Consider the following 26,051-nt stretch of genomic DNA (forward strand, 5'->3'; position numbering starts at 1 on the left):
ACAAAGTTATTCGCAAAGCTCCACAAAGCTTCGATTTCTTTGCGTGTCCTTAGTGATCTTTGTGTTTTTTTTACCGCAAAGGTTACAAAGTTTTCGCAAAGCGCACAAAGCTTTAAATTCTTTGCGTGTGCTTTGCGGTTATTTTTGAATAAACTCCTTAACCAAATCGTACGCCTCCTGTTTGGCCACGTCAAGGTCGTAATTCTTGATGATCTTGTCGAATTGCGGCGCGGTCGCGAGTTCTACCGAAGCCTTGGCGATACGCATGTTGATCTTGTCGTCGCTTTCGGTCGAGCGTTTCTTGAGCCGTATCTTGAGCTCGTCGATGCTGGGCGGCTTTACAAAAACGGCCAGCGTTTGCTCGGGAAATTTGCGTTTGATGCGCAGCCCGCCCGCCACGTCGATGTCAAAAATCACATTCTTGCCCATGGCCCAAATGCGGTCGATTTCGGTTTTGAGCGTGCCGTAAAAATTGTCGCGGTACACTTCTTCCCATTCCAGGAAGTCCTCGGCCTTGATGTGTTTCTTGAAATCGTCGATCGAAATAAAGTAGTAGTCGGTACCGTCAATTTCTTCCCCGCGCGGTGCACGTGAGGTGGCAGATATCGAAAATTCGAGGTTCAAATCCTCGAGCCCAAGCAAGTGACGGACAATCGTGGTTTTTCCCGATCCCGATGGCGCCGAAAAGACAATCAGTTTTCCTTTGTTCATGTGTGTTGTGTGGCTTAAAGCTAGAGTACGTTGAGCACTTGTTCCTTGATTTTTTCGAGTTCGTCCTTCATTTGCACCACCAGTTTTTGCATCTGCGAATGGTTCGATTTAGAACCCATCGTGTTGATCTCGCGCCCCATTTCTTGGGTGATGAACCCTAGTTTTCGCCCGTTGGCCTCGCTTCCGGCCAGGGTTTCGATAAAATAGTTGAGGTGGTTTTCGAGCCGTACTTTTTCTTCGGTGATGTCGTATTTCTCGAGGTAGAAGATGAGTTCCTGCTCGAAGCGGTTTTCGTCGAGCGTGACCTTGAGTTCTTCGATGGCCGCCTGCAAACGCGATTTGACGGTTTCGATGCGCTCGCCGTCCATCGCCACGGTCTGGTTCATCAGCGTCATGATGTTGGCGATGCGGTGCAGGAATTCTTTTTCGAGCGCCGTTCCCTCGGCAACGCGGAATTGCTGGATATTTTTGATGGCCTCTTCAATGACGGTCTGGATTTCGCCCCAGTCCTCGTCGTCGATTTCGTCGCGTTCTGTTTTGAGCGCGTCGGGCATGCGCACGGCCATTTTCATGAGTTCGGTTTCGTCGGCGCCGTCGCCGAGTACTTCACGCATTTGTGCGATGTAGGAGCGAACGATAGGAACGTTGATCTTGGTTGCAGTCTGTTCGCCCGTCATCTCGATAAAAATCGAAAAGTCGATCTTGCCGCGTTCGAGTTTTACGGCCAATTCATTGCGCAAGGTCAGTTCCATCTCGCGGTAGGCCGATGGCATCCTGACGTTAAGGTCAAGGCCTTTGCTGTTGAGCGATTTGATCTCGACGGTTATCTTTTTGGTCGGCAACTGCAACGAGGCTTTGCCGAATCCGGTCATCGATTGTATCATAGTGTTCAAAAAGTGACACAAAGATATGAAAATCGATGTCGGTTAAGGGTTTTCGGGCCGTCGATTTTTATGCGTCACCAGATAGACGCCGCCAAAGATGAGTACGGCCGAGACGATCTTGGTCAAGGTCAGGTGGTCCTTGCCGAGCCCGATCGCAAAAAGCGTCGCGAACAACGGCTGCAGATAGATGAAAACCGCTACGGTTGATGGGCTCAGCGCTTTCATCGACCACAAATTGAGCAAGTAGGTCAAAAATGTCGAAATTGCTACAACAAACAGCATTTTCAGAAAAATGTCGGTGGGCATGACGGGCCAATCGATGGCGGTGAATTCATACCAGCCAAACGGCAATACCATCAAGAACCCGAACGTGTACACCCACTTGACAAACGTAAAAGCGTTGTAGCGGTGCATCAGTTTTTTGACAAGGATCAAATACAAACCATACGAAACGGCGTTGATGAACACGAGCAAATTGCCGAGCATTGCGTTGGGAGCCTGCGCCGCCGATTTACCGTACAAAATCAAAAAGGCCGTTCCCGCCAAGCCGAGCAAAATCCCAAAAGCCTTGCGTTTGCGCATTTTTTCCCTGAGGATGATGGCCGACAGCACGAGCACGATGATGGGCGTGGTGACCATGATTACCGCCGCCGAAATGGGCGATGTCAAGCTCAACCCCTTGAAAAAAGTCAGCATGTTGAGCGCCACGCCAAACAGCGCAGCCGCGGCGATGCGTAACCAGTCTGCGCGATCGATTTTTTCTTTGGGTGCCAAGATCCACGCGAGCCAGAACAGTATGGCCGAGCCGCCTACGCGTAGGAAAATGAACCCGAACGGCGCCACGTATTGCGGCATGACGTCCTTGGCCACGGTAAAGGTCACGCCGTAAATGACGGAAACCAACGTGGCGGCCAGTAAAGCGAGATTGCGTTGGCCCATCAGCGCAGCGCGGCGATTACATTTTCGACGTTCTTTTTGCTGTTGCCAACATAGATCTTGCCGTCGATCAAAAATACCGGACGGCTCAAAAAGGTGTAGTGTTCTAGTATGTATTTGCGGTAATCGGGCTCGGTGAGCTTTTGGTCTTTGAGTCCGAGCGATTTGTACAGCATGGCTTTGCGGCTGAACAAGGCTTCGTAGCTGCCCGCCAGTTTTTTCATCTCGTCGAGTTGCTGCGGCGTGATGGGCTCTGTTTTGATGTCCTGCAGCACGAATCCATCGGTTGTGGGCAGCGATTGGATGATTTTACGACATGTATCGCAATTGGCCAAATGGTAGATTTTGTTCATAAAACACGCTTAAATTTTTGCAAAGAAAAAGCATCCGACAATCAAAATGCGTAATTTTAGCGAAAAATTTAAAAATGGGGGATACCTTCGCCATCACACGCACGAGCCGAAAGATACTGGCGCAATTCCTTGACGATTACTCGTTGGAGCAGCTCAATACAATCCCGCCCGGGTTCAAAAATAACCTGATCTGGAACATCGCACACATTGTGGTCGTGCAGCAAATGCTGGTGTACAATTTGTCGGGGCTTCCGATGATGGTATCGCGCGAAATGGTCGATGCCTACAAGCGCGGGGCCAAACCCGAGCGCGACGTCACCCAGACCGAAGTAGACGAAATCAGGCAGCTACTTACCGCGACGATCGACCAAACCGAACGCGATTTCGCCAACGGTATTTTTAAGAATTACACCGAATTTACGACCATGACGGGATTCAACCTCAAAACGGCCGAAGAAGCCATGGCGTTCAACTACTACCACGAGGCGGTGCACACCGGCGTGATGATGAGCATCCGTAAATTCCTTTAACCCATCTGAATCAACAAATCAACGATTAATCGAACACCATGAAATTCAACACCAAAACCATACATGGCGGGCAACACCATGAACCGGCTACGGGCGCGGTCATGCCACCCGTGTTCCAAACCTCGACCTATGCGCAAATTACGCCGGGTCAACCCGTAGCCGAATACGAATACAGCCGTGCGGCCAACCCGACCAGGACGGCGCTCGAAAATGCGTTGGCCAGTATCGAGAATGGTGCACGCGGTCTCGCTTTTTCATCGGGGCTTGCGGCCACCGATTGTGTGCTGCGCTCGTTCAAGGCAGGCGACGAAGTCATCGCGATGGACGATTTGTACGGCGGAACCTACCGCATGTTTACCAGGATTTATAAGGATTCGGGCATCAAGTTTCATTTTGTCGATATGAACGACATCGAGAAATTCGAGTCGCTCATCAACCAAAACACCAAGCTGGTTTGGGTAGAAACGCCTACCAATCCGCTGATGAAGCTGGCCGACATCGCGGCGATCGCCAAAATCACCAAAGCCAAAAATATTTTGTTCGCGGTAGACAACACGTTCGCGACCCCGTATCTGCAAAAACCGCTCGATTTGGGCGCCGACATCGTCATGCATTCGGCCACCAAATACCTCGGCGGCCATTCCGATGTGATTGCGGGCGCGTTGGTCATCAAAGATCCGGCATTGGGCGACCAAATGCATTTTCAGCAATTCGCCACCGGTGCCACGCTAGGCCCGATGGATTCGTTCCTGGTGCTGCGCGGGATCAAGACGTTGCATTTGCGTGTACAACGGCATTGTGAGAACGGCGAAAAAGTAGTCGCGTTTTTGGAGAATCATCCCAAGATCGACAAGGTTTTTTACCCGGGACTGGCCAGTCATCCGTTTCACGAGATCGCTAAAAAGCAAATGAGCGGTTTTGGCGGCATGGTATCGTTCACCTTTACGTCTGGCGCGAAAGCCGACGCGGTATCGTTTCTTGAGAAACTGAAAGTGTTTACGTTGGCAGAATCGCTCGGCGGTGTCGAGTCGTTGGCGAACCATCCTGCGCTGATGACGCATGCGTCCATCCCCGAAGACAAGCGCAAGGAAATCGGGATTACCGACGACTTGGTGCGGTTGAGTGTGGGCATTGAAGATGCCGATGATTTGATCGACGACCTGAAACAAGCGTTGGCATAAAAAAATCCCGGTCATGACCGGGATTTATTTTATCTATTTATTTTCTATTGCAAATAGTAGATGTAACCTACGTTCAACCAAACCAACCAGTCGTTGGCTTTGTTCTCTGGATAGAGCGTCGGGTTCGGGTTGAGGCCATCTACCCAGTTTGAGAAATAATACTGCCATCTCAAATCGAGCATCAAATCGGACAGCTCAGTCAACTTGTAACGACAACCAATGCTGCCGACCACCGACCATACCGTCCCGCCCTCGTTTTGCGTGGCGTTGTAGTATTTCACCGGCGTGGTTGACGGCTGGTTCATTTTACCATCGCCGATTTCAGAATACGCTTCGGGGTCATAAAAACTAAATTGACCGCCCAAGCTTACAAAAGGGGCCAATCCACCAATGCTCGCCGAAAAATCACGTATACTGAAAGGGAAATACTCGAGTTGCATGCCAATGTTCGTCACGGCAGTGCTGCCGCGCATGGCACGTAACTGACGGTTAAAGAGTTTGTTCTTGCTCGGTTCTACCCACTCACCAAAATGCTTGAGCTTGGTTTTGTTGTAAGACAACTCGCTTCTGAGCTTGAAATGGTCGTTAAAGTAGGTTTCAGGGGTGTAACAGTTACATTCGGCTTTGTAGGAGAAATTGAGGTAGTGAATCAATCCGATGCCGATCCCGGTATTTCCGGCGTTGGTCTCGAAGTCACGTCTTTCACCGTAATCTGACTGCATGGCAACCGGACCGACTATAGCGCCTACTTCATGTGAAAATCCAAACTGGGCTTTCGTTTCCAGTGTGTATCCGAACACCAATAATAAGGTTACGACAAGGTACTTGGGCATTTGCATAAGATTAATTCATTTCCCGACAAATATATAAAAACATCATTCACTTGAAAAATAAAATAAAAAAATAACACTAAGTGATTGAAAAAAAGAGTAAAAAGAATCTAAAAGGTGATATTAAAAACACATTAGTTGATGCTTTGTTAACAAAAAAGCAAATCAACACACAAAATACCAAAATACACAACGGATTTTTGGTAATAAATGTATATTTGCCGCTTACAAACGAAAACGTTTTCTTAAACGTAAAAACCTATTAAAAAATGTCACAAAGTATCAACAACTTTATCGATGCAGTGGCCAAAAGAAACCCGAACGAACCTGAATTCATGCAGGCTGTAAAGGAAGTGGCGGAAACTGTCATCCCATTTATCGAACAAAACAAAAAGTACCAGGGCAAGATGTTGCTCGAAAGAATGGTCGAGCCTGAGCGCGTGATCATGTTTCGCGTGGTGTGGTTGGACGATGCGGGGAACACGCAAGTCAACCGCGGGTACCGCATCCAGATGAACTCTGCCATTGGCCCGTATAAAGGAGGGATCCGTTTTCACCCTTCGGTGAATTTGTCGATCTTGAAATTCCTCGCCTTCGAACAAACGTTCAAGAACTCGCTCACTACGTTGCCGATGGGCGGCGGTAAAGGCGGTTCCGATTTCGATCCGAAAGGAAAATCAGACAACGAAATCATGAAGTTTTGCCAGGCGTTCATGACCGAACTGGCCAAGCACATCGGCGCCGATACCGACGTTCCTGCGGGCGACATCGGCGTGGGCGGACGCGAAGTTGGCTACATGTTCGGCCAATACAAAAGATTGCGCAACGAATTTACGGGCGTTTTGACCGGAAAAGGCATCACATTCGGCGGATCGTTGATTCGTCCAGAGGCTACCGGCTACGGCGATGTGTATTTTGCGCAAGCCATGCTGGAAACCAAAGGCGATAGCTTCAAAGGCAAAACCGTCGTGGTTTCTGGTTCAGGAAACGTGGCGCAGTACGCCTGTCAAAAGGCTACCCAGCTTGGCGGTAAAGTTGTGACCTTGTCTGATTCGGCAGGTTACATTTACGATGCCGACGGAATCGATGCCGAGAAACTCGCGCACGTGATGCAAATCAAAAACGTCGACTACGCGCGTATTTCCGAATACGTAAAAAAATACCCGAACGCCAAATATGTGGCCGGGAAACGTCCGTGGGAAGTGAAGTGCGACGTGGCGTTGCCATGTGCGACCCAAAACGAACTCAACGAAGACGAAGCCAAAATGCTCGTTTCCAACGGCTGTATCTGTGTGGCTGAAGGCGCCAACATGCCGTCGACGCCAGAAGCGGTCGAAGTGTTCACCAAAGCCAAGATTTTGTTCGCGCCAGGGAAAGCCTCTAACGCGGGCGGTGTGGCGACTTCAGGACTCGAAATGTCGCAAAACTCGTTGCGTTTGAGCTGGACTTCGGCCGAAGTAGACGAAAGATTGCACAACATCATGCTCAACATCCACGCGGCTTGTGTGAAATACGGGGCAGATGCCAACGGCTATGTCGATTATGTCAAAGGCGCCAACATCGCCGGATTCGTCAAAGTCGCCGATGCGATGCTTGCACAAGGCGTGGTATAATGCCGGACTGAAATTCACAAACCCCTTTTTTCGAACGAAAGAAGGGGTTTTTTTATGAAATGCGGTCGTCGGTCCAAAGAACCAGGCGCTTTGTATATGAAATTGCGCATATTGTCGTTTATGCTATATTTGTATTCCAATTTTGATGCGATGAAAAAGTTTACGTATGCCTTGCTGATGTTGTTTGCGGTACAACTCGGGTTTTCGCAAAACAAGCTGTGGAAAGGCTATTTCTCTTTTCGCGAAATCAAAGATTTATCCGAATCGACAACCAAGGTGGTCGCAGGTTCCGAAAATGCACTGTTTTCGAAAAACCTGACAAGCGGCCAGATCACTACCACGACCACAGTCGACGGGTTGTCGGGCGAAACCATTACCGCGATTTACCACAGCCCTACGTACAAGAAAACCATCATAGGATATGCCACCGGACTGATGATTGTGGTCAACGAAGTCGACGGATCGGTGCTGAATGTGGTAGATATCATCAACAAGACGTTGCCGCCTACGATCAAGCGCATCAACCACTTCATGGAGTACGATGGCAAAGTTTACATTTCCTGCGACTATGGCGTATCGGAGTACAACCTGGCGACGCTCGTTTTTGGCGACACGTTTTTTATAGGCGACAATGCCGCGCAAATCGCGGTCAAGCAAACGGCCGTTTTTCAAGGGCGGATCTATGCCGCCACACGGTATTACGGCATCCGCAGCGCCGATATCAACAACCCCAACCTGAACGATTTTGCGCAATGGACCACGGTCGCGGGAGGTGCTTGGTTGGGCGTCGAGGCTTTTGGCGACTACCTGATGGCCACCAACGACGCCGGAAGCTTGCAGCGCTGGAACGGCACTACTTTTGGCGCGCACGTGCAGCTGCAACAGGTACCTGTCGATTTGCGCAAAAGTGGTACAAACTTGATTGTCACGACGGCCAATTTTGTCTATATCTACGATGCTGCGCTGCTGCAGATCCGGTTGCTCAACAGCAATGAAATCCCTGAAATTGCCGCTACGTTTACGTGCGCGACATTGATCAACAATACAATCTACATCGGAACGCTCGACGACGGCCTGCAATCGACCACGCTTACCCCAGGACCCTTTGTCGACATGACACCCGATGGTCCGTTGCGCAACAACATTTTTGCGATGACGTCGGCGGGAGCCAATCTTTGGTCGGTATTTGGGGATTACGACATTTTTTTCAATCCGTATCCGCTCGATTATTACGGTGTCAGCAAGTATGCGCCTACGGGATGGTTCAACATTCCTTATCAGGATATCGAAGCCGCGGTGGGCCACGAAGTGACTTCTATGGTTCGAGTCGCGGCGAATCCTGCGAATCCGAACGACGTGTACATCAGCTCGTACCATTCGGGGTTGCTTAAGTTCGAGAACGATGTACCTGTGCTTTTGTATGATCCCAACAACAGTTCGCTCGAAGCCCCTGCTTCAGGAACGCTCAGGATCAATGGGTCGGCCTATGACAATCAGGGCAATTTGTGGGTGACCAACAACTATGTCAACCGTTTCCTCAAGGTCAAACGCGCCGACGGACAATGGCAGGAAGGTCCCGATTTGGGCACGTTGTTCCAAAGCATCAGCGAGATGATTTTTGGCCGCATGACCATCGACAAGAATGGGACCAAGTGGATCGCGACGCGTGACAAAGGGGTAATCGGGTTCAACGAAAATTATGGGAACCTCGCCAAAGCGATCACCGATGAACCGGGCAATCTCCCGAGTGTTCAAGTTTCAATTGCTGTGGCCGACAACCGCAACCAGCTTTGGATTGGTACGCGCAAAGGACTTCGCGTGCTTTCTAGTGTGGACAGTTTTTTATCGGGTGGCGATTTAGAGGCCGAATCGATCATCATCATCGAAGACAATCTTGCGCAGGAGTTACTTTACGAGCAGTCCGTCACCGATATTGTGGTCGACGGCTCGAACAACAAATGGCTTGCTACCGCCGATTCGGGCGTTTTCTACGTATCGCCCAACGGTCAGCAAACCATCTACCATTTCACCAAAGACAATTCTCCGTTGCCGAGCAACAGTGTCAACGACGTAGAGATCAACGGCATCACCGGAGAGGTGTTTATCGCGACCGACAAGGGCATGGTGTCGTTCAAAGGCACGGCCACTTCAGCAGCCGATAATTTAAACAACGTGTACGTGTATCCGAATCCGGTGCGACCGGGTTATGCAGGAACGGTCAAGGTGAGCGGACTGCTCGACAAAGCCAACGTCAAGATCGCCGACATCGAGGGCAATCTGGTGTACGAAACCATTTCAGAAGGCGGCACGATCGAGTGGGATACAACGGCCTTTGGGAAGTACAAAGTAGCTTCGGGCGTGTACATGATTTTTGTTTCGGCCGAAGACGGTGGAGAAACGAAGGTCAAAAAGGTAATGATCGTCAGATAATAATTAAAAGCGCCAAATTCCAAATTCCAAATTCCAAAGCCTCCTAAGAACGTTTGGAATTTGGAATTTAGAATTTGGAATTTGTAAGCCATGCTTGTCAAAACCAAAGCCATTGTCATCTCGTCGCTCAAATTCCAGGACAAGAATTTGATTGTCAAATGCTTTACGCAATCCGACGGGCTCAAATCGTATTTCGTACGCGGCGCGTTTTCATCGGGCAAATCGACGCAAAAGGCAGCCTATTTTCAGCCGCTGACGTTGCTCGAGATCGAGGCGTCGCACAAAAACAAGGGCACACTCGAGCATTTCCGCGAAGTCAAGATTTCGGCACCGTTCCATTCGATCCATTCCGATGTGGTCAAAAGCGCGATGGTGTTGTTTCTTTCCGAAATGCTGCACCATGCCATCAAAGAAGAGGAAAAAAACGAGCCGTTGTTTGCGTTTTTGGAGACGGCATTGCATTGGCTCGACCATCACGACGAGCTCGCCAATTTTCATTTGATTTTGCTGCTCGAAACCGCTAAATTTCTTGGTTTTTATCCTGATTTGTCCGACAACCACAAGCCTTTTTTTGAGATGACCGAAGGTGTATTTGCCGATGTCCAAGCGCCCAGTTCGTTGTCCGATGTCGATTCGAATTTGCTCAAAAAACTCACCACTTTGCGTTTCGACAATGCGGCCAAGGCGTTCCATGTCTCCGAGCGGCAACGGTTGCTCAAAATCCTCGTCGACTACTACAGCCACCACCTCGACGGGTTCCAAAAACCCAAATCGCTCGAAGTGCTGGCCGAAGTTTTTTCCTGAAAGCGTTTTCGTGCAAAAAACCACGTTTCGAAACGGTGAAAACCACCGCCGTTTGTCGCAACAAAACGAAAAATCACTATCTTCGCCGATTGATTTTACAAAACGGTCCGAATGAACACCAAGTTTACAGAATACAAAGGACTTGACCTGCCTACGGTAGCGTCTGAAGTGCTTGATTTTTGGAAAAAAAACAACATATTTGAACAAAGCGTCGAAACCCGCGAAGGCGCGACGCCCTACGTCTTTTTCGAAGGCCCACCGTCGGCCAACGGTTTGCCGGGCATTCACCACGTGATGGCGCGTGCGATCAAGGATATTTTTTGCCGATACAAAACCCAAAAAGGTTTCCAAGTCAAAAGGAAAGCGGGTTGGGATACGCATGGTTTGCCCGTGGAATTGGGAACCGAGAAAGAACTCGGCATCACCAAGGAAGACATCGGCAAGACGATTTCGATCGAAGAATACAACGAAGCCTGCAAACGCACCGTCATGCGCTACACCGATGTGTGGAATGACCTGACCGAAAAAATGGGTTATTGGGTCGACATGAACGATCCTTACGTGACCTACAAATCCAAATACATGGAGTCGGTTTGGTGGCTGTTGAAGCAGATTTATGACAAAGGTTTGATGTACAAAGGCTACACCATCCAGCCGTATTCGCCCAAGGCGGGCACGGGGTTGTCGTCACACGAAGTCAACCAGCCGGGCTCGTACCGCGATGTGACCGATACGACTATCGTGGCGCAGTTCCAGGTGCTCGAAGACAACTTGATTCCGCTTGCCAAAATTTTCAACTTGGGCAATTTGACCGAAGAGACCTATTTCCTGGCCTGGACGACCACGCCTTGGACGTTGCCGTCGAATACGGCGCTCACCGTTGGGCCCAAAATCGACTATGTTTTGGTATCGACGTTCAACCAATACACGTTCGAACCGATGAACGTGATTTTGGCCAAGCCGCTTTTGGGTAAACAATTCGGCGGCAAATACGCTGAGGTTTCAGATGTAGCCGAGCTTCAGAACTACCGACAAGAAGACAAAAAGATTCCGTTTTACATCGTATCCGAAGCCAAAGGCCAGGATTTGGTTGGGATCAAATACCACCAATTGCTGTCGTATGCGTTGCCGTACCAGCATCCCGAGAATGCGTTCCGCGTAATTTCGGGCGATTTCGTGACGACCGAAGACGGAACCGGAATCGTACACACCGCACCGACATTTGGTGCAGACGATGCGAAGGTCGCCAAAGAGGCGTCGCCTGAAGTTCCGCCGATGCTCGTGTTGGACGAAAACGGCGTGCCCGTTCCACTGGTCGATTTGCAAGGTAAATTCACGTCGCATATGGGCGATTTGGCGGGCAAATACGTCAAGAACGAATACTACGATGCGGGAACCGCACCCGAGAAATCGGTCGATGTCGAGATTGCGATCCGTTTGAAGGAAGAAAACAAAGCCTTCAAGGTCGAGAAATACGTCCACAGTTATCCACATTCTTGGCGCACCGACGAGCCGCTGTTGTACTACCCGCTCGATTCGTGGTTCATCAAGATTTCGGACGTCAAGGACCGCATGTTCGATTTGAACGAAGAAATCAACTGGAAACCCAAAGCCACGGGCGAGGGTCGTTTCGGGAACTGGCTCAAAAATGCGAACGACTGGAATTTGTCGCGCTCGCGTTACTGGGGCATCCCGCTCCCGATTTGGCGTACCGACGACAAAACCGAAGAAATCATCATCGGATCGGTGGAACAATTGTACCATGAAATCGAACGTTCGATCGCCGCCGGATTCCAAAAGGAAAATCCGTTCAAGGGATTCGAGATCGGCAACATGTCCGAAGAAAACTACGACCTGGTCGATTTGCACAAGAATGTAGTCGATGCGATTACGCTCGTTTCACTTTCGGGCAAACCGATGACACGCGAAACCGATCTGATCGACGTGTGGTTCGATTCGGGCGCGATGCCGTACGCACAATGGCATTATCCGTTCGAAAACCAGGACAAGATCGACGGCAACAAAGATTTCCCTGCCGATTTCATCGCCGAAGGTGTAGACCAAACGCGCGGTTGGTTTTATACGTTGCACGCGATCGGCACGTTGGTGTTCGATAAAATCGCCTACAAAAACGTCGTTTCAAACGGCTTGGTGCTCGACAAGAATGGACAAAAAATGTCCAAACGCCTCGGCAATGCGGTCGATCCATTCGAAACACTCAAGGAATACGGCCCCGATGCGACGCGCTGGTACATGATCGCCAACGCCAATCCGTGGGACAATTTGAAATTTGACATCGAAGGCGTGGCCGAAGTGCGCCGCAAATTCTTCGGGACGTTGTATAATACGTACTCGTTCTTTGCGTTATACGCGAACATCGACGGATTCAAGTATGCCGAAGCCGAGATTCCGGTCAGCGAACGCCCCGAAATCGACCAATGGATCATTTCGGAATTGAACACGTTGGTGGCCAGCGTCGACGAGTATTACGCCGACTACGAACCCACCAAGGCCGCACGCGCCATTTCCGACTTCGTGCAGGAAAACCTCTCGAACTGGTACGTGCGTTTGTGCCGCAGACGTTTCTGGAAGGGCGACTATGCGCAAGACAAAATCGCGGCCTACCAAACGTTGTACACCTGTTTGTTGACGGTTGCCAAATTGGGTGCCCCGATTGCGCCGTTCTTTATGGACAGCCTTTACAGAGACTTAACCAAGGCGACACATTCGGAAGATTTTGACAGCGTACATTTGGCCGAATTTCCGAAAAGTGTTGACAATTATGTTAATAAAACGTTAGAGAGCAAAATGGAGAAAGCCCAGACCATTTCGTCGCTCGTTTTGTCGCTCCGCAAGAAGGAGATGATCAAGGTACGTCAACCGTTGCAAAAGGTAATGATTCCAGTACTTGACGCGATTCAGAAGGCTGAAATCGAGGCCATTTCAGACCTTGTAAAAGCCGAAGTAAACGTCAAGGAAATCGAACTTTTAGACGATGCATCGGGGATTTTGGTCAAGCAAATCAAGCCGAATTTCAAGACGTTGGGGCCGCGTTTTGGAAAGGATATGGGATTGATTTCCAAACAGATAACTGAATTTTCACCACAACAAATTTCGCAATTGGAACGCCTTGGGGTGATCAATATTGAATTATCGGGAAAAGATATAACTTTAGCATTGGCCGACGTCGAGATTACCTCGCAGGATATCGAAGGTTGGTTGGTGGCCAATTCGGGCAGCATCACAGTTGCGCTCGACATTACGATCACCGATGAACTCAAGCAAGAGGGCGTTGCGCGCGAGCTTGTCAACCGCATCCAGAACCTGAGAAAGGATTCCGGATTTGAGGTGACCGACAAGATCCGGATCAAAATGGAAGCCGACGAAAATCTGCAGAAAGCCATACTGGCCAATGCCGATTACATCAAATCGGAAACGCTGACCGAGGCCATTGATTTTGCCGACGCCGTTCCTTCGGGCACGGAAATTGAATTCGACGACCATAGAACAAAAATATTAATTTCAAAATAGGACAAACATGACCGATGAAGTAGTACGATACTCAGATGCCGATTTGGCGGAGTTCAAAGAAATTATCCTCAAAAAAATTGAGAAAGCAAAAGCCGACCTAGATCTTATCAAAAGTGCCTATATGAACGATTTGAACAACGGAACCGACGACACGTCGCCTACCTTCAAGGCGTTCGAGGAAGGCAGCGAGACCATGTCGAAAGAAGCGAATTCGCAGCTGGCGATCCGTCAGGAAAAATTCATCCGCGATTTGAAAAATGCGTTGTTCCGCGTAGAGAACAAGACCTATGGCATTTGTAAAGTGACCGGAAAACTGATCGGCAAGGATCGTCTGAAGATCGTTCCGCATGCCACGATGAGCATCGAAGCCAAGAACTTACAGCGCTAGACGTTGAAATTCTATCCCGAACCCTCGGGACCAAATTCCAAATTCCAAACGTTCTAAGAAAGCTTTGGAATTTGGAATTTGTTTTTTGGAATTTATTACGATATTAATCGCTACTTTTGCCGACAAATTATTACAGAATGTCATTACGCAAAGCCTACCTGCTCATTTTCATCCTCTTGCTCGTCGATCAGGTGGTCAAGATTTACATCAAGACCAATTTTGTGCTCGAACAGGAAGTACGCGTTTTTGATTGGTTCCGCATCGTATTCATCGAAAACGAAGGCATGGCGTGGGGAACAAAGATTCCAAACTGGCTGGGCGGCAAACTCGCGCTGACGTTGTTTCGACTCTTGGCCGTGACGGCAATCGGATTCTGGCTTTGGGATTCGGTACAAAAAAAATATTCCAACTACCTTATCGTATCAATCGCGCTCATCATGGCCGGTGCAGTGGGCAACATCATCGACTCGGTGTTTTACGGCGTGATTTTCAGCGACAGCCATGGGCAACTGGCGACTTTGTTTGCCGACCAACCGTACGGCACGTGGTTCCATGGAAAAGTGGTCGACATGCTGTACTTCCCATTTATCGAAAACTACACGCTGCCCGATTCTTTCCCGATTTGGGGCGGCAAGACCTTTACTTTTTTCAACGCCATCTTCAACATTGCCGATATGGCGATCTCTACCGGCGTGGGTATTTTGATCGTATTCAACAAAAAGGCGTTCGCACAACCGTATGACCGAGAGGACACGGTGTTTAAGAACAATTTGGAATAGGAATATTAAATTCCAAGCACCAAATTCCAAATTCCAATCGTCCTAGGAAAGTTTTGGAATTTTCAAAACTGATACATTTTGTTGGGCGTGACGCAATAATCGAGTTGGATGTCGCTTTCGAACACGTCTGCAATTTCCGGCACTGCTTCAAAAAATGATACGCCGATTTTGACAACATCAGGCTTACACCCGGCCAGGAATTTGTCGTAAAAGCCTTTGCCGTAGCCCACGCGATGACCCGATTCGTCAAATGCCAGCAGCGGGACAAACACCACATCGATTTTTGAAACCGGAACTTCCAGACCGTCGACCGGCTCAGGAATGCCGTAAGCGTTGGGTTTGATTTTGGTGTTGTCGGTCAGCAAAATGTGCGTCATCTGCCGCGTTTCGAAGTCGCTGCGCGAGACGATAATTTCCTTGTCTTTTCCCGAAAGCAAATGCAACACACATTCGGTATCTACTTCGTTTTGCTCGGCAATCGGTAGAAAGACATGGAAATAGGTTTTGTCCCAAATAGGCAAGGCCAATAGTTGGTTGGCGATCGCAAGGCTTTGCTCGTCGATATCGGCGCCGGAGAGCGCCCGGCGTTTGGTTTTGTAAAGTTGGCGTAGTTGTTTTTTGTCCATCGGATAACGCATTGCACCGCAAACCCAAAAGTAACCAAATTTGGCAACTCTTAACAGATTTGCCTTCGGTTTCAAAAACCAATTTAACTACATTTGTTTTATGCAAAATCCGTCGCTCGAACTCCAACTGCAAACGCTTCCGGACAGCCCTGGCGTATACCAGTATTATGACAAGGACGACAAATTGCTGTACGTGGGCAAGGCGAAAAACCTCAAAAAGCGCGTGCTTTCCTATTTCAACAAAGTACACGAGGTAGGCCGTACACGGGTGATGGTCAAGAAAATCGTGACCATCAAACACATTGTCGTGCAAAGCGAATCCGATGCGCTGCTGCTCGAAAACAACCTGATCAAGAAACACCAGCCGCGTTACAATGTATTGTTGCGCGACGACAAGACCTATCCGTGGATTTGCATCAAGAACGAACCGTTTTCGCGCATTTTTTCGACGCGGCGCATGATCAAGGACGGCTCGGAGTATTTTGGGCCGTATACGAATTTCAAGACCATCCACACCATCCTCGACATGATCAAGGAGTTGTATCCGCTGCGCACGTGCAATTATGATTTGACCGAGCGCAACATTCAAAACGGCAAGTTCAAGGTGTGTCTCGAGTACCACATCGGCAATTGCAAAGGTCCGTGCGAAGGGTATGAAACGCTCACGAATTACCAGGATCACGTGGACCAAATCCGCGAGATACTGAAGGGCAATTTCAAAGACAGCTTGCGCGCGTTCAAAAAGCAGATGCAACAATTTGCCGCCGATATGGAGTTCGAGAAGGCCCAAATCGTCAAGACCAAGATCGAGGCGCTCGAAAATTACCAGTCGCGCTCGATGGTGGCCAACCCCAAGATCACCAATGTGGATGTGTTTTCGATTGTATCGGACGAAGGCGCGGCCTACATCAATTTTCTGCAAATCTCACACGGTTCGGTGATCAGATCGCACACGTTGGAGCTCAAGAAAAAACTCGATGAAACCGATGAAGAACTGCTCCAGCTGGGCGTGGTCGAAATCATCGGGCGGTTCCAATTGAAGCCCAAAGAAGTCATTCTGCCGTTCGAAATCGATTTGGGCGAACACATCAAAGTAACGGTCCCGCAACTCGGCGACAAAAAGCAAATTTTGGAACTGTCGGTACGCAACGCCAAGTATTTCAGGATGGACCAGCTCAAACAAATGCAAATCGTCGATCCCGAACGACACACCAACCGCATCATGGCGCAGATGAAAAAAGATTTGCGTTTGCCCGAAGAGCCGCGCCACATCGAATGTTTCGACAACTCGAACATCCAGGGAACGCATCCGGTGTCGGCCTGCGTGGTGTTCAAGGACGGCAAGCCGAGCAAAAAAGACTACCGCCATTTCAACGTCAAGACCGTCGAAGGCCCGAACGATTTTGCGTCGATGGAAGAAGTCGTTTTCAGAAGATACAAACGGTTGCTCGACGAAAACGAGCCGCTCCCGCAACTGGTCATCATCGACGGTGGCAAAGGACAATTGTCGGCGGCGCTCAAAAGTTTCGATACACTCGGAATTCGTGGCAAGGTGGCCATTGTCGGCATCGCCAAGCGGCTCGAGGAATTGTTTTATCCGAACGATCCGGTGCCGTTGTACCTCGACAAAAAATCTGAAACACTCAAAATCATCCAACAGCTGCGCAACGAAGCGCACCGTTTTGGCATCACTTTTCACCGCGACAAGCGTAGCAAATCGGCGCTTAATTCGTCGATCGAATCGATTCCCGGGATTGGCGAAAAGACGATGCAAACGCTCATCAAGCAATTTAAATCGGTGAAACGCTTGAAAATGGCGACACAAGACGAGATTTCGGCAGTGATCGGGCTTTCAAAAGCCAAAAAAATTACCGAATTTTACCACAACCAAAAAACAGATTCATGAAAATCCATCCGACGCACCAACATAACGGGATTTCCGCAGTGGCGTTTGGGTGTATCTGCTGTTTTTTTCTGCTGTTTTCTTTTTTCGCAACCGCCCAGGATACACAAACCAAGCGGCCCAAGGTAGGGTTGGTGCTCAGCGGCGGCGGCGCCAAGGGTTTTGCGCACATCGGCGTGCTCAAGGTGCTCGAGGAAGCGGGCGTGCAAGTCGACTACATTGGCGGGACGAGCATGGGTGCCATCATCGGCGGATTGTATGCCTCGGGCTACAACGCCAAACAAATCGACTCGATTTTTACCGATACCGACTTCGATGCGCTCTTGAGCGACTTTATCCCGCGTACGTCAAAGAATTTTTACGAAAAGCGCAACGACGAGATGTATGCCTTTACGCTGCCGTTCAACAAAATGCGCATTGGCATCCCGACGGCGATCTCGCGCGGCATGTACAACTACAATTTGCTCAACAAACTCACGGCCAACGTGCGGCATGTGCGCGACTTCAACCAATTGCCGATTCCGTTTTTGTGCGTGGCCACCGATGTCGAAACCGGCGAAGAAGTGCTGCTCAACAAAGGCTATCTCGCGCAGGCGTTGTTGGCCAGCGGCGCTTTCCCGACGTTGTTCTCCCCGGTTGAGGTCGATGGCAGATGGCTGGTAGACGGCGGGGTGACCAACAATTTCCCGGTAGAGGAAATCAAGAAATTGGGTGCCGACATCATCATTGGTGTCGATGTGCAGGACGACCTCAAAGACCGCAAATCACTGCAGGACGCGACCAAGATACTCGGACAAATCTCGAACCTGCAAATGATCGAGCAGATGAAGGAGAAAATCAAGCTCACCGATATTTACCTGAAGCCCGACATCAACGATTACGGCGTGATTTCGTTCGATTTGGGGTCGGAGATTGTAAAAAAGGGCGAAGAAGCAGCCTATGCCGCCATCGACCAGATCAAGAAAATAGCGCAACCCGTCAAAGGCAAGCCAGCGATGTCGGTTTGTAAGGATACGCTCCACATCCGCAATATTTTGCTCAATCCGTTGGACAACTACACGCGGTCTTACGTGATCGGGAAGTTGCGTTTCAAGCAGGGCCAAAGCATCAGCTATGAGGATTTGCGCAACGGTATGGACAACATCACGGCCACGCAAAACTTTAGCGCGATAGGCTATTCGCTCGAAAAAGCAGACCAATCGGCAGAAGACGACCTGCATTTGCACTTGACCGAAAACCCGACGACTACCTTTCTCAAATTTGCGCTGCATTACGACGGACTCTACAAAAGCGCGGTATTGGTCAATGTGACGCAAAAGAAAACGCTGCTCAAGAACGACATCCTTTCGGCCGATTTGATTTTGGGCGACAACGTACGCTACAACTTTGATTACTACATCGACAACGGATTTTACTGGAGTTATGGGTTCAAATCGCGGCTGAACCGTTTTGCGCGCAACGTAGAAACCGATTTTGACCAAGGCGAACTGCTCGCCCAACTCGCGCTCAAGAACATCAACATCCGTTTCTCGGACTTTACGAACCAATTGTACGCGCAAACCATATTTGCGCAAAAATTCTTGCTGGGCGTGGGCATCGAACTCAAACATTTGAAAATCAGTTCCGAGACGCTCGAAAATGTAAAGCCCGTACTCGAAAACAGCGACTACGGCAGTGTTTTTGGTTACCTGAAATACGATTCGTTCGACAACAAATATTTTCCCGAAACAGGTTGGTACTTTTTGGGGGATTTCCAAAGTTACCTGTATTCGTCCGACTACAACAACATGTTCGAACGGTTCTCGATCGCCAAGGGCGACATTGGGTTTGCACGCCAGCTTTTTCGCAAGGCAACCGTCAAGATCCAGGCCGAGGCAGGGTTTGCGATTGGCGGGAAAAGTGCCGAATCGTTTGATTTTATCATCGGCGGTTATGGCTACAACATGACACACAATTTCCGTCATTTTTACGGGTACGATTTCCTGAGCATTGCAGGTGACAGCTACATCAAGTCGGCGTTGACGTTCGATTACGAGATCTTCAAGAAGCACCACGTTAACCTGTCGGCCAACATCGCCAACATCAAGGACAATTTGTTCGAAACCGCCGATTGGATCTCGCGCATCAGCCACACGGGTTACGCGGCGGGTTACGGCCTGGAAACCCTGGTGGGCCCCGTTGAACTCAAATATTCGTGGTCGCCCGAAGTCAACAAAGGCTTTTTCTGGATCAACGTCGGATTCTGGTTCTGACGTTTCTTAAAAATTGGCGAGTTTATCCAAAAAACAATATATTTGGAACTTTAACACCAATTTAACCCATATGTCTATTTGGAGAAGAAAACCGCTCGACCTGTTGCTCGCCGAAGCTTCAGAATCTGAAAAAGGATTAAAGAAAACACTGTCAGCCACTGGTCTTGTGGCGCTTGGCGTGGGGGCGATCATCGGCGCCGGTTTGTTTTCGATTACCGGTTTGGCTGCGGCCACCAACGCAGGTCCGGCCATTACGATTTCGTTTGTGGTAGCGGCTGTGGGCTGTATTTTTGCGGGTCTTTGCTATGCGGAGTTTTCTTCGATGATCCCTGTGGCCGGTAGCGCCTACACCTATTCGTTTGCCACCATGGGCGAGTTCATCGCCTGGATCATCGGTTGGGACTTGGTGTTGGAGTATGCCGTGGGCGCCGCAACGGTATCGATCAGTTGGTCGCGGTACCTGGGTAAATTCCTGGGCAATTACGGCATCCATATTCCTGAACAGTTTACGTTGTCGCCATTCGAAGGCGGCATCATCAACATTCCCGCGGTTTTTATCGTGATGCTGATGTCGCTCATCTTGATGCGCGGTACCAAGGAATCGGCCTTTGTCAATGGTGTCATTGTCTTGCTCAAGGTATCGGTGGTGTTGATTTTCATTGCGGTGGGTTGGCAGTTTATCCGACCTGAAAACTACAGTCCGTACGTCCCTGAAAACACAGGAACTTTCGGAGAATTCGGTTTCTCGGGCATCATCCGCGCCGCGGCCATCGTGTTCTTCGCTTATATTGGATTCGATGCCGTTTCGACGGCGGCCCAGGAAGCCAAGAACCCCAAACGCGACATGCCCATCGGGATTTTGTTGTCGCTTGGAATTTGTACGTTGTTGTACGTTTTGTTCGCACACGTCATGACGGGTGTGGTCAATTACCAGGCCTTTGCCGGGAAAGACGGCATCGCGCCAGTGGCCGTGGCCGTAGAAGCGATGGGGCATCCCGATGCGTCGGGCATGATAACGCCTGAGTATCCGTGGCTCAACAACGCGATTTTGCTGGCCATTTTGGGCGGTTATGCCTCGGTAATCCTCGTGATGCTGATGGGCCAAAGCCGTGTATTCTTCTCGATGAGTAAGGATGGTTTGATGCCAAAAGTGTTCTCGGAAGTACATCCGAAGTTCCGTACGCCGGCCAAAAACAACTTGTTGTTCATGGTGCTCGTGAGTTTGTTCGCGGCCTTTGTCCCGGCACGTGTCGTGGGCGAGATGACCAGCATCGGGACGTTGTTTGCGTTCATTCTGGTGTGCATCGGCGTGATGATCATGCGTTCGAAAATGCCCGAGGCGCCGCGTGCGTTCCGTACACCATTGGTTCCGTTGGTTCCAATTTTGGGCATCTTTGTGTGTTTGTTCATGATGGTGTTTTTGCCGCTCGATACCTGGATCCGTTTGATCGTTTGGATGATGATCGGATTTGACTTGTATTTGTTCTACGGCATGAAAAATAGCGTGCAAAATAGCGAAGGATTCAGTTTGTCGAACTACCGTACGGTGGCATCTTATGGATTTGGAATGGTGGTGGCGCTCGTTGTCGTGGCCGTTATCCACCACGCCGATGAAACGATAGACGACCACTTCCTGTATTATTTCTCGCTGGCGTTTGCGGCGGTTCACGCAATGATTTACGCTTACAGCTACAAAAAAGTGCGATAGCATTCGCACGAGCGATAGAAATCCCAAATTCCGGTCTTCGGTGTTTGGGATTTTTTTATTCGGATTCCACATCCGCCGCTTGTTTTTTTTCCGATATTTGTAGGTATGAAACCTTTTTGGACCGGTTTATTGTCGCATCTCAAATTCCTGATCAAACGGAATCCCGAGTGAGTCCTCAATTATTAATTATTCATTGTTAATTACTAATTGATCAAATTATGCCCATATATCACAAATTGGGGAACTTTCCCCAAAAGCGTCACGTAACGTTCGACAAACCGGGCGGCGGCTATTACTACGAACAATTGTTCGGTACCGAAGGATTCCACGGCCATTCGTCGCTTTCGTACCACGTGCACCGTCCGACACAGGTCAAGGAGATTGTTAAGTCCTATTCGGTCGAACCCAAAATCGCCATCGGCAAGAACATCAAGGCGTTGTTGCTCAAAGGCTTTGAGCTCAAACCCGCGCCCGATTTTCTCGAGAGCCGCAAAGCCATGCTCGTCAACAGTGATTGTGTCATCGGACTGGCCGCACCGCAGGAATCGTTGCGCAATTATTTCTACAAAAATGCCGATTCCGATGAAATGCTGTTCATCCACAAAGGAAAAGGAACGCTGCGCACCATGCTTGGCAACATTGATTTCGAGTACGGCGATTATTTGATCATTCCGCGCGGGATGATTTACCAGATCGATTTCGAGACCTCCGACAACCGATTGTTTTACGTCGAATCGCATGCGCCGTTCTATACGCCCAAACGCTACAAGAACGCGTCGGGGCAGTTGCTCGAACATTCGCCGTTTTGCGAGCGCGATTTCAAATTGCCGTCGGTACTTGAGACCCATGACGAGAAAGGCGATTTCCTGATCAAGATCAAAAAGGAGAACATGATCCATGAGGTGGTTTATGCCACGCATCCGTTTGATGTGATCGGTTGGGACGGCTACAATTTCCCTTATGGTTTCTCGATCCACAATTTTGAACCGATTACGGGTCGTGTGCACCAACCGCCGCCCGTGCACCAAACTTTCGAGACGTCGACTTTTGTGGTGTGTTCGTTCTGTCCGCGGTTGTACGACTATCATCCGCAGGCCGTTCCCGCGCCTTACAACCACTCGAACATCGACAGTGATGAAGTACTGTATTACGTCGATGGCGATTTCATGAGCCGCAACAACATCGAGGTAGGGCACATCACATTGCATCCGAAAGGCATTCCGCATGGTCCCGCACCGGGTGCTATGGAACGCAGCATCGGCCAAAAAGAAACCGAAGAACTCGCCGTCATGGTCGACACCTTCAAACCGCTGATGGTGACCGAAGAGGCCATGGGGCTCGATGACGGACAATACTACAAATCATGGACAGAGTAAACAACAAACTTTCAGGAGATCCGACCGCAATTCACACACAACAATAAAATTATGTCACAAGAAATAAAATCCGTTGAATACGGACTCGAAAAAATATTCGAAGGCGCACAAGACTTCTTGCCGCTTCTCGGAACAGATTATGTAGAATTTTATGTAGGCAACGCCAAGCAGGCGGCGCATTTCTACAAAACCGCGTTCGGCTTCCAGTCGTTGGCCTACGCCGGATTGGAAACGGGCGTTCGCGACCGCGCGTCGTATGTGCTCAAGCAAGACAAAATCCGGCTGGTACTCACTACCGCGCTGAACAGCGAATCGGTCATCGGCGAACACGTCAAGAAACACGGCGACGGCGTCAAGGTCATTGCGCTTTGGGTAGAAGACGCACGTTCGGCCTTTGAAGAAACCACCAAGCGAGGCGCAAAGCCGTATCTGGAACCGGTTGTCGAAAAAGACGAAAATGGCGAAGTGGTGCGTGCCGGAATCTATGGCGCTTATGGTGAAACCGTATTTATTTTTGTCGAACGCAAAAATTACAACGGCATTTTCCTGCCAGGCTATGCAGAATGGAAATCAGATTACGCTCCGGCGCCTGTTGGCTTGAAGTACATCGACCACATGGTGGGGAATACAGGCTGGAACCGAATGAACGAAGCGGTAAAATGGTTCGAAGACGTGATGGGATTCGTCAATTTCCTTTCGTTCGACGACAAGCAGATCACCACAGAATACTCTGCGTTGATGTCAAAGGTGATGAGCAACGGGAACGGGAGGATTAAGTTCCCGATCAACGAGCCTGCCAACGGGAAAAAGCGTTCCCAGATTGAAGAATATTTGGATTTCTACGAGGACGAGGGCGTGCAGCACATTGCCGTGGCCACCGACGACATCATCAAAACCGTGGCCGACATGCGTTCGCGCGGGGTCGAATTCTTGTCTACGCCGCCGCAGGCCTATTACGATGCAATCCCGGAGCGACTCAAGGACCACATGAGCAAATTCAAGGAAGACATCCATGAGCTGCAAAAACTGGGCATCATGATCGACGCCGACGAGGAAGGCTATCTGCTTCAGATATTTACCAAGCCGGTAGAAGACCGTCCGACGTTGTTTTTCGAAATCATACAGCGTATGGGCGCCCGCGGATTCGGTGCCGGAAACTTTAAGGCGTTGTTCGAATCGATCGAACGTGAACAGGAATTACGCGGTACATTGTAAAAGCACATCAAAATTACGATAATGAAAATTTTGCACCTTGTTTTTGTGATAATTTCACAAAACTTGTGTTAAAGTCGATTTTTCGTAAAAATAATGCAATTTATTGACCTACCTTTGCCATGCAAAAAAAGGGGGAGTGGTTTCCTCCGATTTTTATGTAAATTTTTCATAATTTATAGTTTTTTGGTTGGTTAATAGCATAAAAACCCGGTCATTAATTTGATTGGGTTTTTTTGTTTTGGTACCTTTGGAATAAAAATTGCGTAGCCGGCCCAAAAACCGAAAAGAATGAAGAAATTATTGGTATTGCTGCTCATTGTTTCGACTTTCGGATTCAGTAGCAGCCAAAAAGAACGCGCGTTCGATGTAGGCGAATGGTTCAAGTTCAGGGTGCATTATGGCCTTATCAACGCCGGGTATGCCACACTTGAAGTGCAAGAGGCCACGCGCAACAACAAAAAAGTGTACCACGCCGTCGGCAGAGGTTATACCACGGGGATGTCGCGTTTTTTCTTCAAGGTAGAAGACAATTACGAAAGTTATTTTGACAAAGAAACCGGAAAGCCCTACCAGTTCGTTCGCAAGATCGACGAAGGTGGATACACCAAAAATCAGGAAGGCTTTTTCGATCAAACGAACAACCGTGTCCGCGTCAAGGACCACAAACGCAAAAGCGAGGCGACCTTTGTCGTGACCGAAAACGTGCAGGATGTAGTGTCTACATTTTACTACCTGCGCAACTATCCCGAGATCGACCGGATGAAGGTTGGCGAGTCGGTTTTGGTCGATATGTTTTTTGACGACGAGATCATCAAATTCAAGTTAAAGTTCATCGGCAACGAGGATATTAAGACTAAATTTGGCACCGTTCCGTGCATGGTATTCCGCCCGCTGGTCCAGTCGGGGCGCGTGTTCAAGGAGCAGGAAAGCCTTACCGTTTGGATATCGGACGACGACAACAAGATTCCCGTCAGCATCAAGGCAAGCTTGGCGGTGGGATCACTCAAAGCCGATATCGACGGCGTGAAGGGATTGAAATATCCGCTCAAAATAAAAGCAAAACAGCAATGAGCCTGACAAACGAAACAACATCTATACTGGCAGAACTCGACGAAAAATTCGCGGCGATCGGCCAAAAAACAGACACCCATCTCGAAGGCCTTTTGTGGGCCAAACCAATCACTTATTGGGATTACATCCAAACCGATGCGCTCCTGAACCTGCAAACCCAACGCACGACGTTGCCCGATGAAATGGTGTTCATCATGTACCACCAGGTCAACGAACTGTTGTTCAAGATGGTATTGTGGGAAATCAACCAGGTGTGTCACCATCCCAAGCCATCGACCGACTTCTTTACCGAAAGATTGCGTCGCATCAGCCGGTACTTTGACATGCTCACGACCTCGTTCGACATCATGGGCGATGGCATGGAAGTGGCGCAATACATGAAATTCCGCAATACGCTCACGCCGGCTTCGGGATTCCAAAGCGCGCAGTACCGCCTGATCGAATTTGCATCGACCGATTTGATCAATTTGATCGATTACCGTTTTCGCGCCACGATCGACCGCGACACGCCCTATGAACATGCACTCGAACATTTGTATTGGCAGGCCGCGGGCAAGGACCACAAAACGGGTGAAAAATCATACCTGCTGGCGGAATTCGAACGCAAGTACAAGGCCTTGTTCCTGCGCGAGATGGAGGCCTACAACACCATCAATCTTTGGCGCAAGTTCAAGGAACTTCCAGAAGAAGACCAGCAAAACCCGGCGTTGGTCGCCGCCATGCGCCACTACGACCACACCGTCAACGTGACCTGGGTCATGGGTCATTTGAACGCCGCACGCAAATACATCGACTCGGGACAAGGCGTTGCCGAAGCCACGGGCGGTAGCGACTGGAAAAAATACATGCATCCCAAATACCAGCGCAGGATTTTCTTTCCTGCCTTGTGGAGCGAAGAAGAACTCAAGAACTGGGGACAGGAACAGTAAC

At 49.4% G+C, this 26,051-nt stretch carries 21 protein-coding genes; 15 read left to right on the forward strand and 6 right to left on the reverse strand.

The features are described from left to right. Positions 1-138: 138 nt before the first annotated feature. The 4 genes from gmk to BLP55_RS08150 are packed head-to-tail and all read right to left on the reverse strand — an operon-like array spanning position 139 to position 2,884. Positions 139-711 (reverse strand): guanylate kinase, encoded by a 573-nt coding sequence (gene gmk / locus BLP55_RS08135; protein WP_091141858.1) that lies wholly within the window; start codon positions 709-711, stop codon positions 139-141. A 20-nt stretch (positions 712-731) separates the two neighbouring features. Further along, positions 732-1,595, reverse strand: coding sequence for a YicC/YloC family endoribonuclease (locus BLP55_RS08140; protein WP_091141859.1), 864 nt, complete (start codon positions 1,593-1,595; stop codon positions 732-734). A 42-nt stretch (positions 1,596-1,637) separates the two neighbouring features. Next, positions 1,638-2,534 (reverse strand): DMT family transporter, encoded by an 897-nt coding sequence (locus BLP55_RS08145; protein ID WP_091141860.1) that lies wholly within the window; start codon positions 2,532-2,534, stop codon positions 1,638-1,640. Then, a complete protein-coding gene (locus BLP55_RS08150) occupies positions 2,534-2,884 on the reverse strand; it encodes an arsenate reductase family protein (RefSeq protein WP_091141861.1) in 351 nt (116 codons plus the stop codon). The genes BLP55_RS08145 and BLP55_RS08150 overlap by 1 nt, the downstream gene beginning before the upstream one ends. A 74-nt stretch (positions 2,885-2,958) precedes the next feature. Here BLP55_RS08150 and BLP55_RS08155 point away from each other — a divergent pair, with 74 nt between their 5' ends. Both BLP55_RS08155 and BLP55_RS08160 read left to right on the forward strand, forming a co-directional pair. Further along, entirely contained in the window at positions 2,959-3,414 is a 456-nt protein-coding gene (locus tag BLP55_RS08155) for a DinB family protein (RefSeq protein WP_091141862.1), read from the forward strand. Positions 3,415-3,452: 38 nt separating this feature from the next. Next, on the forward strand, positions 3,453-4,595 hold the full coding sequence (locus tag BLP55_RS08160) for a cystathionine gamma-synthase (RefSeq protein ID WP_091141863.1): 1,143 nt from the start codon (positions 3,453-3,455) through the stop codon (positions 4,593-4,595). A gap of 44 nt (positions 4,596-4,639) precedes the next feature. Here BLP55_RS08160 and BLP55_RS08165 read toward each other — a convergent pair whose 3' ends face one another. Next, entirely contained in the window at positions 4,640-5,428 is a 789-nt protein-coding gene (locus BLP55_RS08165; protein WP_091142163.1) for a THC0290_0291 family protein, read from the reverse strand. A 266-nt stretch (positions 5,429-5,694) separates the two neighbouring features. On the opposite strand from BLP55_RS08165, the gene gdhA reads away from it, so the two are divergent. The 6 genes from gdhA (at position 5,695) to BLP55_RS08195 (ending at position 14,970) form a co-directional block, all read left to right on the forward strand. Then, positions 5,695-7,038, forward strand: coding sequence for an NADP-specific glutamate dehydrogenase (gene gdhA, locus BLP55_RS08170; RefSeq protein ID WP_091141864.1), 1,344 nt, complete (start codon positions 5,695-5,697; stop codon positions 7,036-7,038). A 150-nt stretch (positions 7,039-7,188) separates the two neighbouring features. After that, positions 7,189-9,468, forward strand: coding sequence for a type IX secretion system anionic LPS delivery protein PorZ (porZ, locus tag BLP55_RS08175; RefSeq protein ID WP_091142167.1), 2,280 nt, complete (start codon positions 7,189-7,191; stop codon positions 9,466-9,468). A 90-nt stretch (positions 9,469-9,558) separates the two neighbouring features. Further along, on the forward strand, positions 9,559-10,272 hold the full coding sequence (gene recO, locus BLP55_RS08180; RefSeq protein ID WP_091141865.1) for a DNA repair protein RecO: 714 nt from the start codon (positions 9,559-9,561) through the stop codon (positions 10,270-10,272). Between the two features lie 111 nt (positions 10,273-10,383). Beyond that, the gene (gene ileS, locus BLP55_RS08185; RefSeq protein ID WP_091141866.1) at positions 10,384-13,803 is read left to right on the forward strand and encodes an isoleucine--tRNA ligase; all 3,420 of its coding nucleotides are present in this window, start codon (positions 10,384-10,386) and stop codon (positions 13,801-13,803) included. A 7-nt stretch (positions 13,804-13,810) separates the two neighbouring features. Then, entirely contained in the window at positions 13,811-14,191 is a 381-nt protein-coding gene (locus tag BLP55_RS08190) for a TraR/DksA family transcriptional regulator (protein ID WP_091141867.1), read from the forward strand. A gap of 137 nt (positions 14,192-14,328) precedes the next feature. Continuing rightward, positions 14,329-14,970, forward strand: a complete 642-nt coding sequence (locus BLP55_RS08195) for a lipoprotein signal peptidase (RefSeq protein ID WP_091141868.1) — start codon at positions 14,329-14,331, stop codon at positions 14,968-14,970. A 62-nt stretch (positions 14,971-15,032) separates the two neighbouring features. On the opposite strand, the gene BLP55_RS08200 is transcribed toward BLP55_RS08195, so the two are convergent. After that, complete coding sequence (locus tag BLP55_RS08200) at positions 15,033-15,596, reverse strand: 5-formyltetrahydrofolate cyclo-ligase (RefSeq protein WP_091141869.1); 564 nt, start codon at positions 15,594-15,596, stop codon at positions 15,033-15,035. Between the two features lie 100 nt (positions 15,597-15,696). Between BLP55_RS08200 and uvrC the strand changes: the two genes are divergently transcribed. The 7 genes from uvrC to BLP55_RS08235 all read left to right on the forward strand — a co-directional run bounded on the left by uvrC (position 15,697) and on the right by BLP55_RS08235 (position 26,050). After that, a complete protein-coding gene (uvrC, locus tag BLP55_RS08205) occupies positions 15,697-17,502 on the forward strand; it encodes an excinuclease ABC subunit UvrC (RefSeq protein WP_091141870.1) in 1,806 nt (601 codons plus the stop codon). Continuing rightward, complete coding sequence (locus tag BLP55_RS08210; RefSeq protein WP_091141871.1) at positions 17,499-19,751, forward strand: patatin-like phospholipase family protein; 2,253 nt, start codon at positions 17,499-17,501, stop codon at positions 19,749-19,751. The genes uvrC and BLP55_RS08210 overlap by 4 nt, the downstream gene beginning before the upstream one ends. Positions 19,752-19,821: 70 nt before the next feature. After that, the gene (locus tag BLP55_RS08215; RefSeq protein WP_091141872.1) at positions 19,822-21,459 is read left to right on the forward strand and encodes an amino acid permease; all 1,638 of its coding nucleotides are present in this window, start codon (positions 19,822-19,824) and stop codon (positions 21,457-21,459) included. Positions 21,460-21,677: 218 nt separating this feature from the next. Further along, the gene (locus tag BLP55_RS08220) at positions 21,678-22,835 is read left to right on the forward strand and encodes a homogentisate 1,2-dioxygenase (RefSeq protein WP_091141873.1); all 1,158 of its coding nucleotides are present in this window, start codon (positions 21,678-21,680) and stop codon (positions 22,833-22,835) included. Between the two features lie 51 nt (positions 22,836-22,886). Then, positions 22,887-24,050, forward strand: coding sequence for a 4-hydroxyphenylpyruvate dioxygenase (gene hppD, locus BLP55_RS08225; RefSeq protein WP_091141875.1), 1,164 nt, complete (start codon positions 22,887-22,889; stop codon positions 24,048-24,050). Between the two features lie 288 nt (positions 24,051-24,338). After that, on the forward strand, positions 24,339-25,121 hold the full coding sequence (locus tag BLP55_RS08230) for a DUF3108 domain-containing protein (RefSeq protein ID WP_091141877.1): 783 nt from the start codon (positions 24,339-24,341) through the stop codon (positions 25,119-25,121). After that, on the forward strand, positions 25,118-26,050 hold the full coding sequence (locus tag BLP55_RS08235; protein WP_170826819.1) for a tryptophan 2,3-dioxygenase family protein: 933 nt from the start codon (positions 25,118-25,120) through the stop codon (positions 26,048-26,050). Before BLP55_RS08230 ends, BLP55_RS08235 begins: the two co-directional genes overlap by 4 nt. Position 26,051: the final 1 nt, after the last annotated feature.

Source organism: Flavobacterium caeni (genome assembly GCF_900101895.1).
Lineage (GTDB): Bacteria > Bacteroidota > Bacteroidia > Flavobacteriales > Flavobacteriaceae > Flavobacterium > Flavobacterium caeni.

What these genes read in the sequence shown, in the direction of transcription:
- gmk (WP_091141858.1), bottom strand. Translation starts at nt 711, where the DNA reads ATGAACAAAGGAAAACTGATTGTCTTTTCGGCGCCATCGGGATCGGGA.
- porZ (WP_091142167.1), top strand. Translation starts at nt 7,189, where the DNA reads ATGAAAAAGTTTACGTATGCCTTGCTGATGTTGTTTGCGGTACAACTC.
- uvrC (WP_091141870.1), top strand. Translation starts at nt 15,697, where the DNA reads ATGCAAAATCCGTCGCTCGAACTCCAACTGCAAACGCTTCCGGACAGC.
- gdhA (WP_091141864.1), top strand. Translation starts at nt 5,695, where the DNA reads ATGTCACAAAGTATCAACAACTTTATCGATGCAGTGGCCAAAAGAAAC.
- BLP55_RS08155 (WP_091141862.1), top strand. Translation starts at nt 2,959, where the DNA reads ATGGGGGATACCTTCGCCATCACACGCACGAGCCGAAAGATACTGGCG.
- BLP55_RS08215 (WP_091141872.1), top strand. Translation starts at nt 19,822, where the DNA reads ATGTCTATTTGGAGAAGAAAACCGCTCGACCTGTTGCTCGCCGAAGCT.
- recO (WP_091141865.1), top strand. Translation starts at nt 9,559, where the DNA reads ATGCTTGTCAAAACCAAAGCCATTGTCATCTCGTCGCTCAAATTCCAG.
- hppD (WP_091141875.1), top strand. Translation starts at nt 22,887, where the DNA reads ATGTCACAAGAAATAAAATCCGTTGAATACGGACTCGAAAAAATATTC.
- BLP55_RS08150 (WP_091141861.1), bottom strand. Translation starts at nt 2,884, where the DNA reads ATGAACAAAATCTACCATTTGGCCAATTGCGATACATGTCGTAAAATC.
- BLP55_RS08145 (WP_091141860.1), bottom strand. Translation starts at nt 2,534, where the DNA reads ATGGGCCAACGCAATCTCGCTTTACTGGCCGCCACGTTGGTTTCCGTC.
- BLP55_RS08220 (WP_091141873.1), top strand. Translation starts at nt 21,678, where the DNA reads ATGCCCATATATCACAAATTGGGGAACTTTCCCCAAAAGCGTCACGTA.
- BLP55_RS08190 (WP_091141867.1), top strand. Translation starts at nt 13,811, where the DNA reads ATGACCGATGAAGTAGTACGATACTCAGATGCCGATTTGGCGGAGTTC.
- BLP55_RS08235 (WP_170826819.1), top strand. Translation starts at nt 25,118, where the DNA reads ATGAGCCTGACAAACGAAACAACATCTATACTGGCAGAACTCGACGAA.
- BLP55_RS08195 (WP_091141868.1), top strand. Translation starts at nt 14,329, where the DNA reads ATGTCATTACGCAAAGCCTACCTGCTCATTTTCATCCTCTTGCTCGTC.
- BLP55_RS08210 (WP_091141871.1), top strand. Translation starts at nt 17,499, where the DNA reads ATGAAAATCCATCCGACGCACCAACATAACGGGATTTCCGCAGTGGCG.
- BLP55_RS08160 (WP_091141863.1), top strand. Translation starts at nt 3,453, where the DNA reads ATGAAATTCAACACCAAAACCATACATGGCGGGCAACACCATGAACCG.
- BLP55_RS08165 (WP_091142163.1), bottom strand. Translation starts at nt 5,428, where the DNA reads ATGCCCAAGTACCTTGTCGTAACCTTATTATTGGTGTTCGGATACACA.
- ileS (WP_091141866.1), top strand. Translation starts at nt 10,384, where the DNA reads ATGAACACCAAGTTTACAGAATACAAAGGACTTGACCTGCCTACGGTA.
- BLP55_RS08140 (WP_091141859.1), bottom strand. Translation starts at nt 1,595, where the DNA reads ATGATACAATCGATGACCGGATTCGGCAAAGCCTCGTTGCAGTTGCCG.
- BLP55_RS08230 (WP_091141877.1), top strand. Translation starts at nt 24,339, where the DNA reads ATGAAGAAATTATTGGTATTGCTGCTCATTGTTTCGACTTTCGGATTC.
- BLP55_RS08200 (WP_091141869.1), bottom strand. Translation starts at nt 15,596, where the DNA reads ATGGACAAAAAACAACTACGCCAACTTTACAAAACCAAACGCCGGGCG.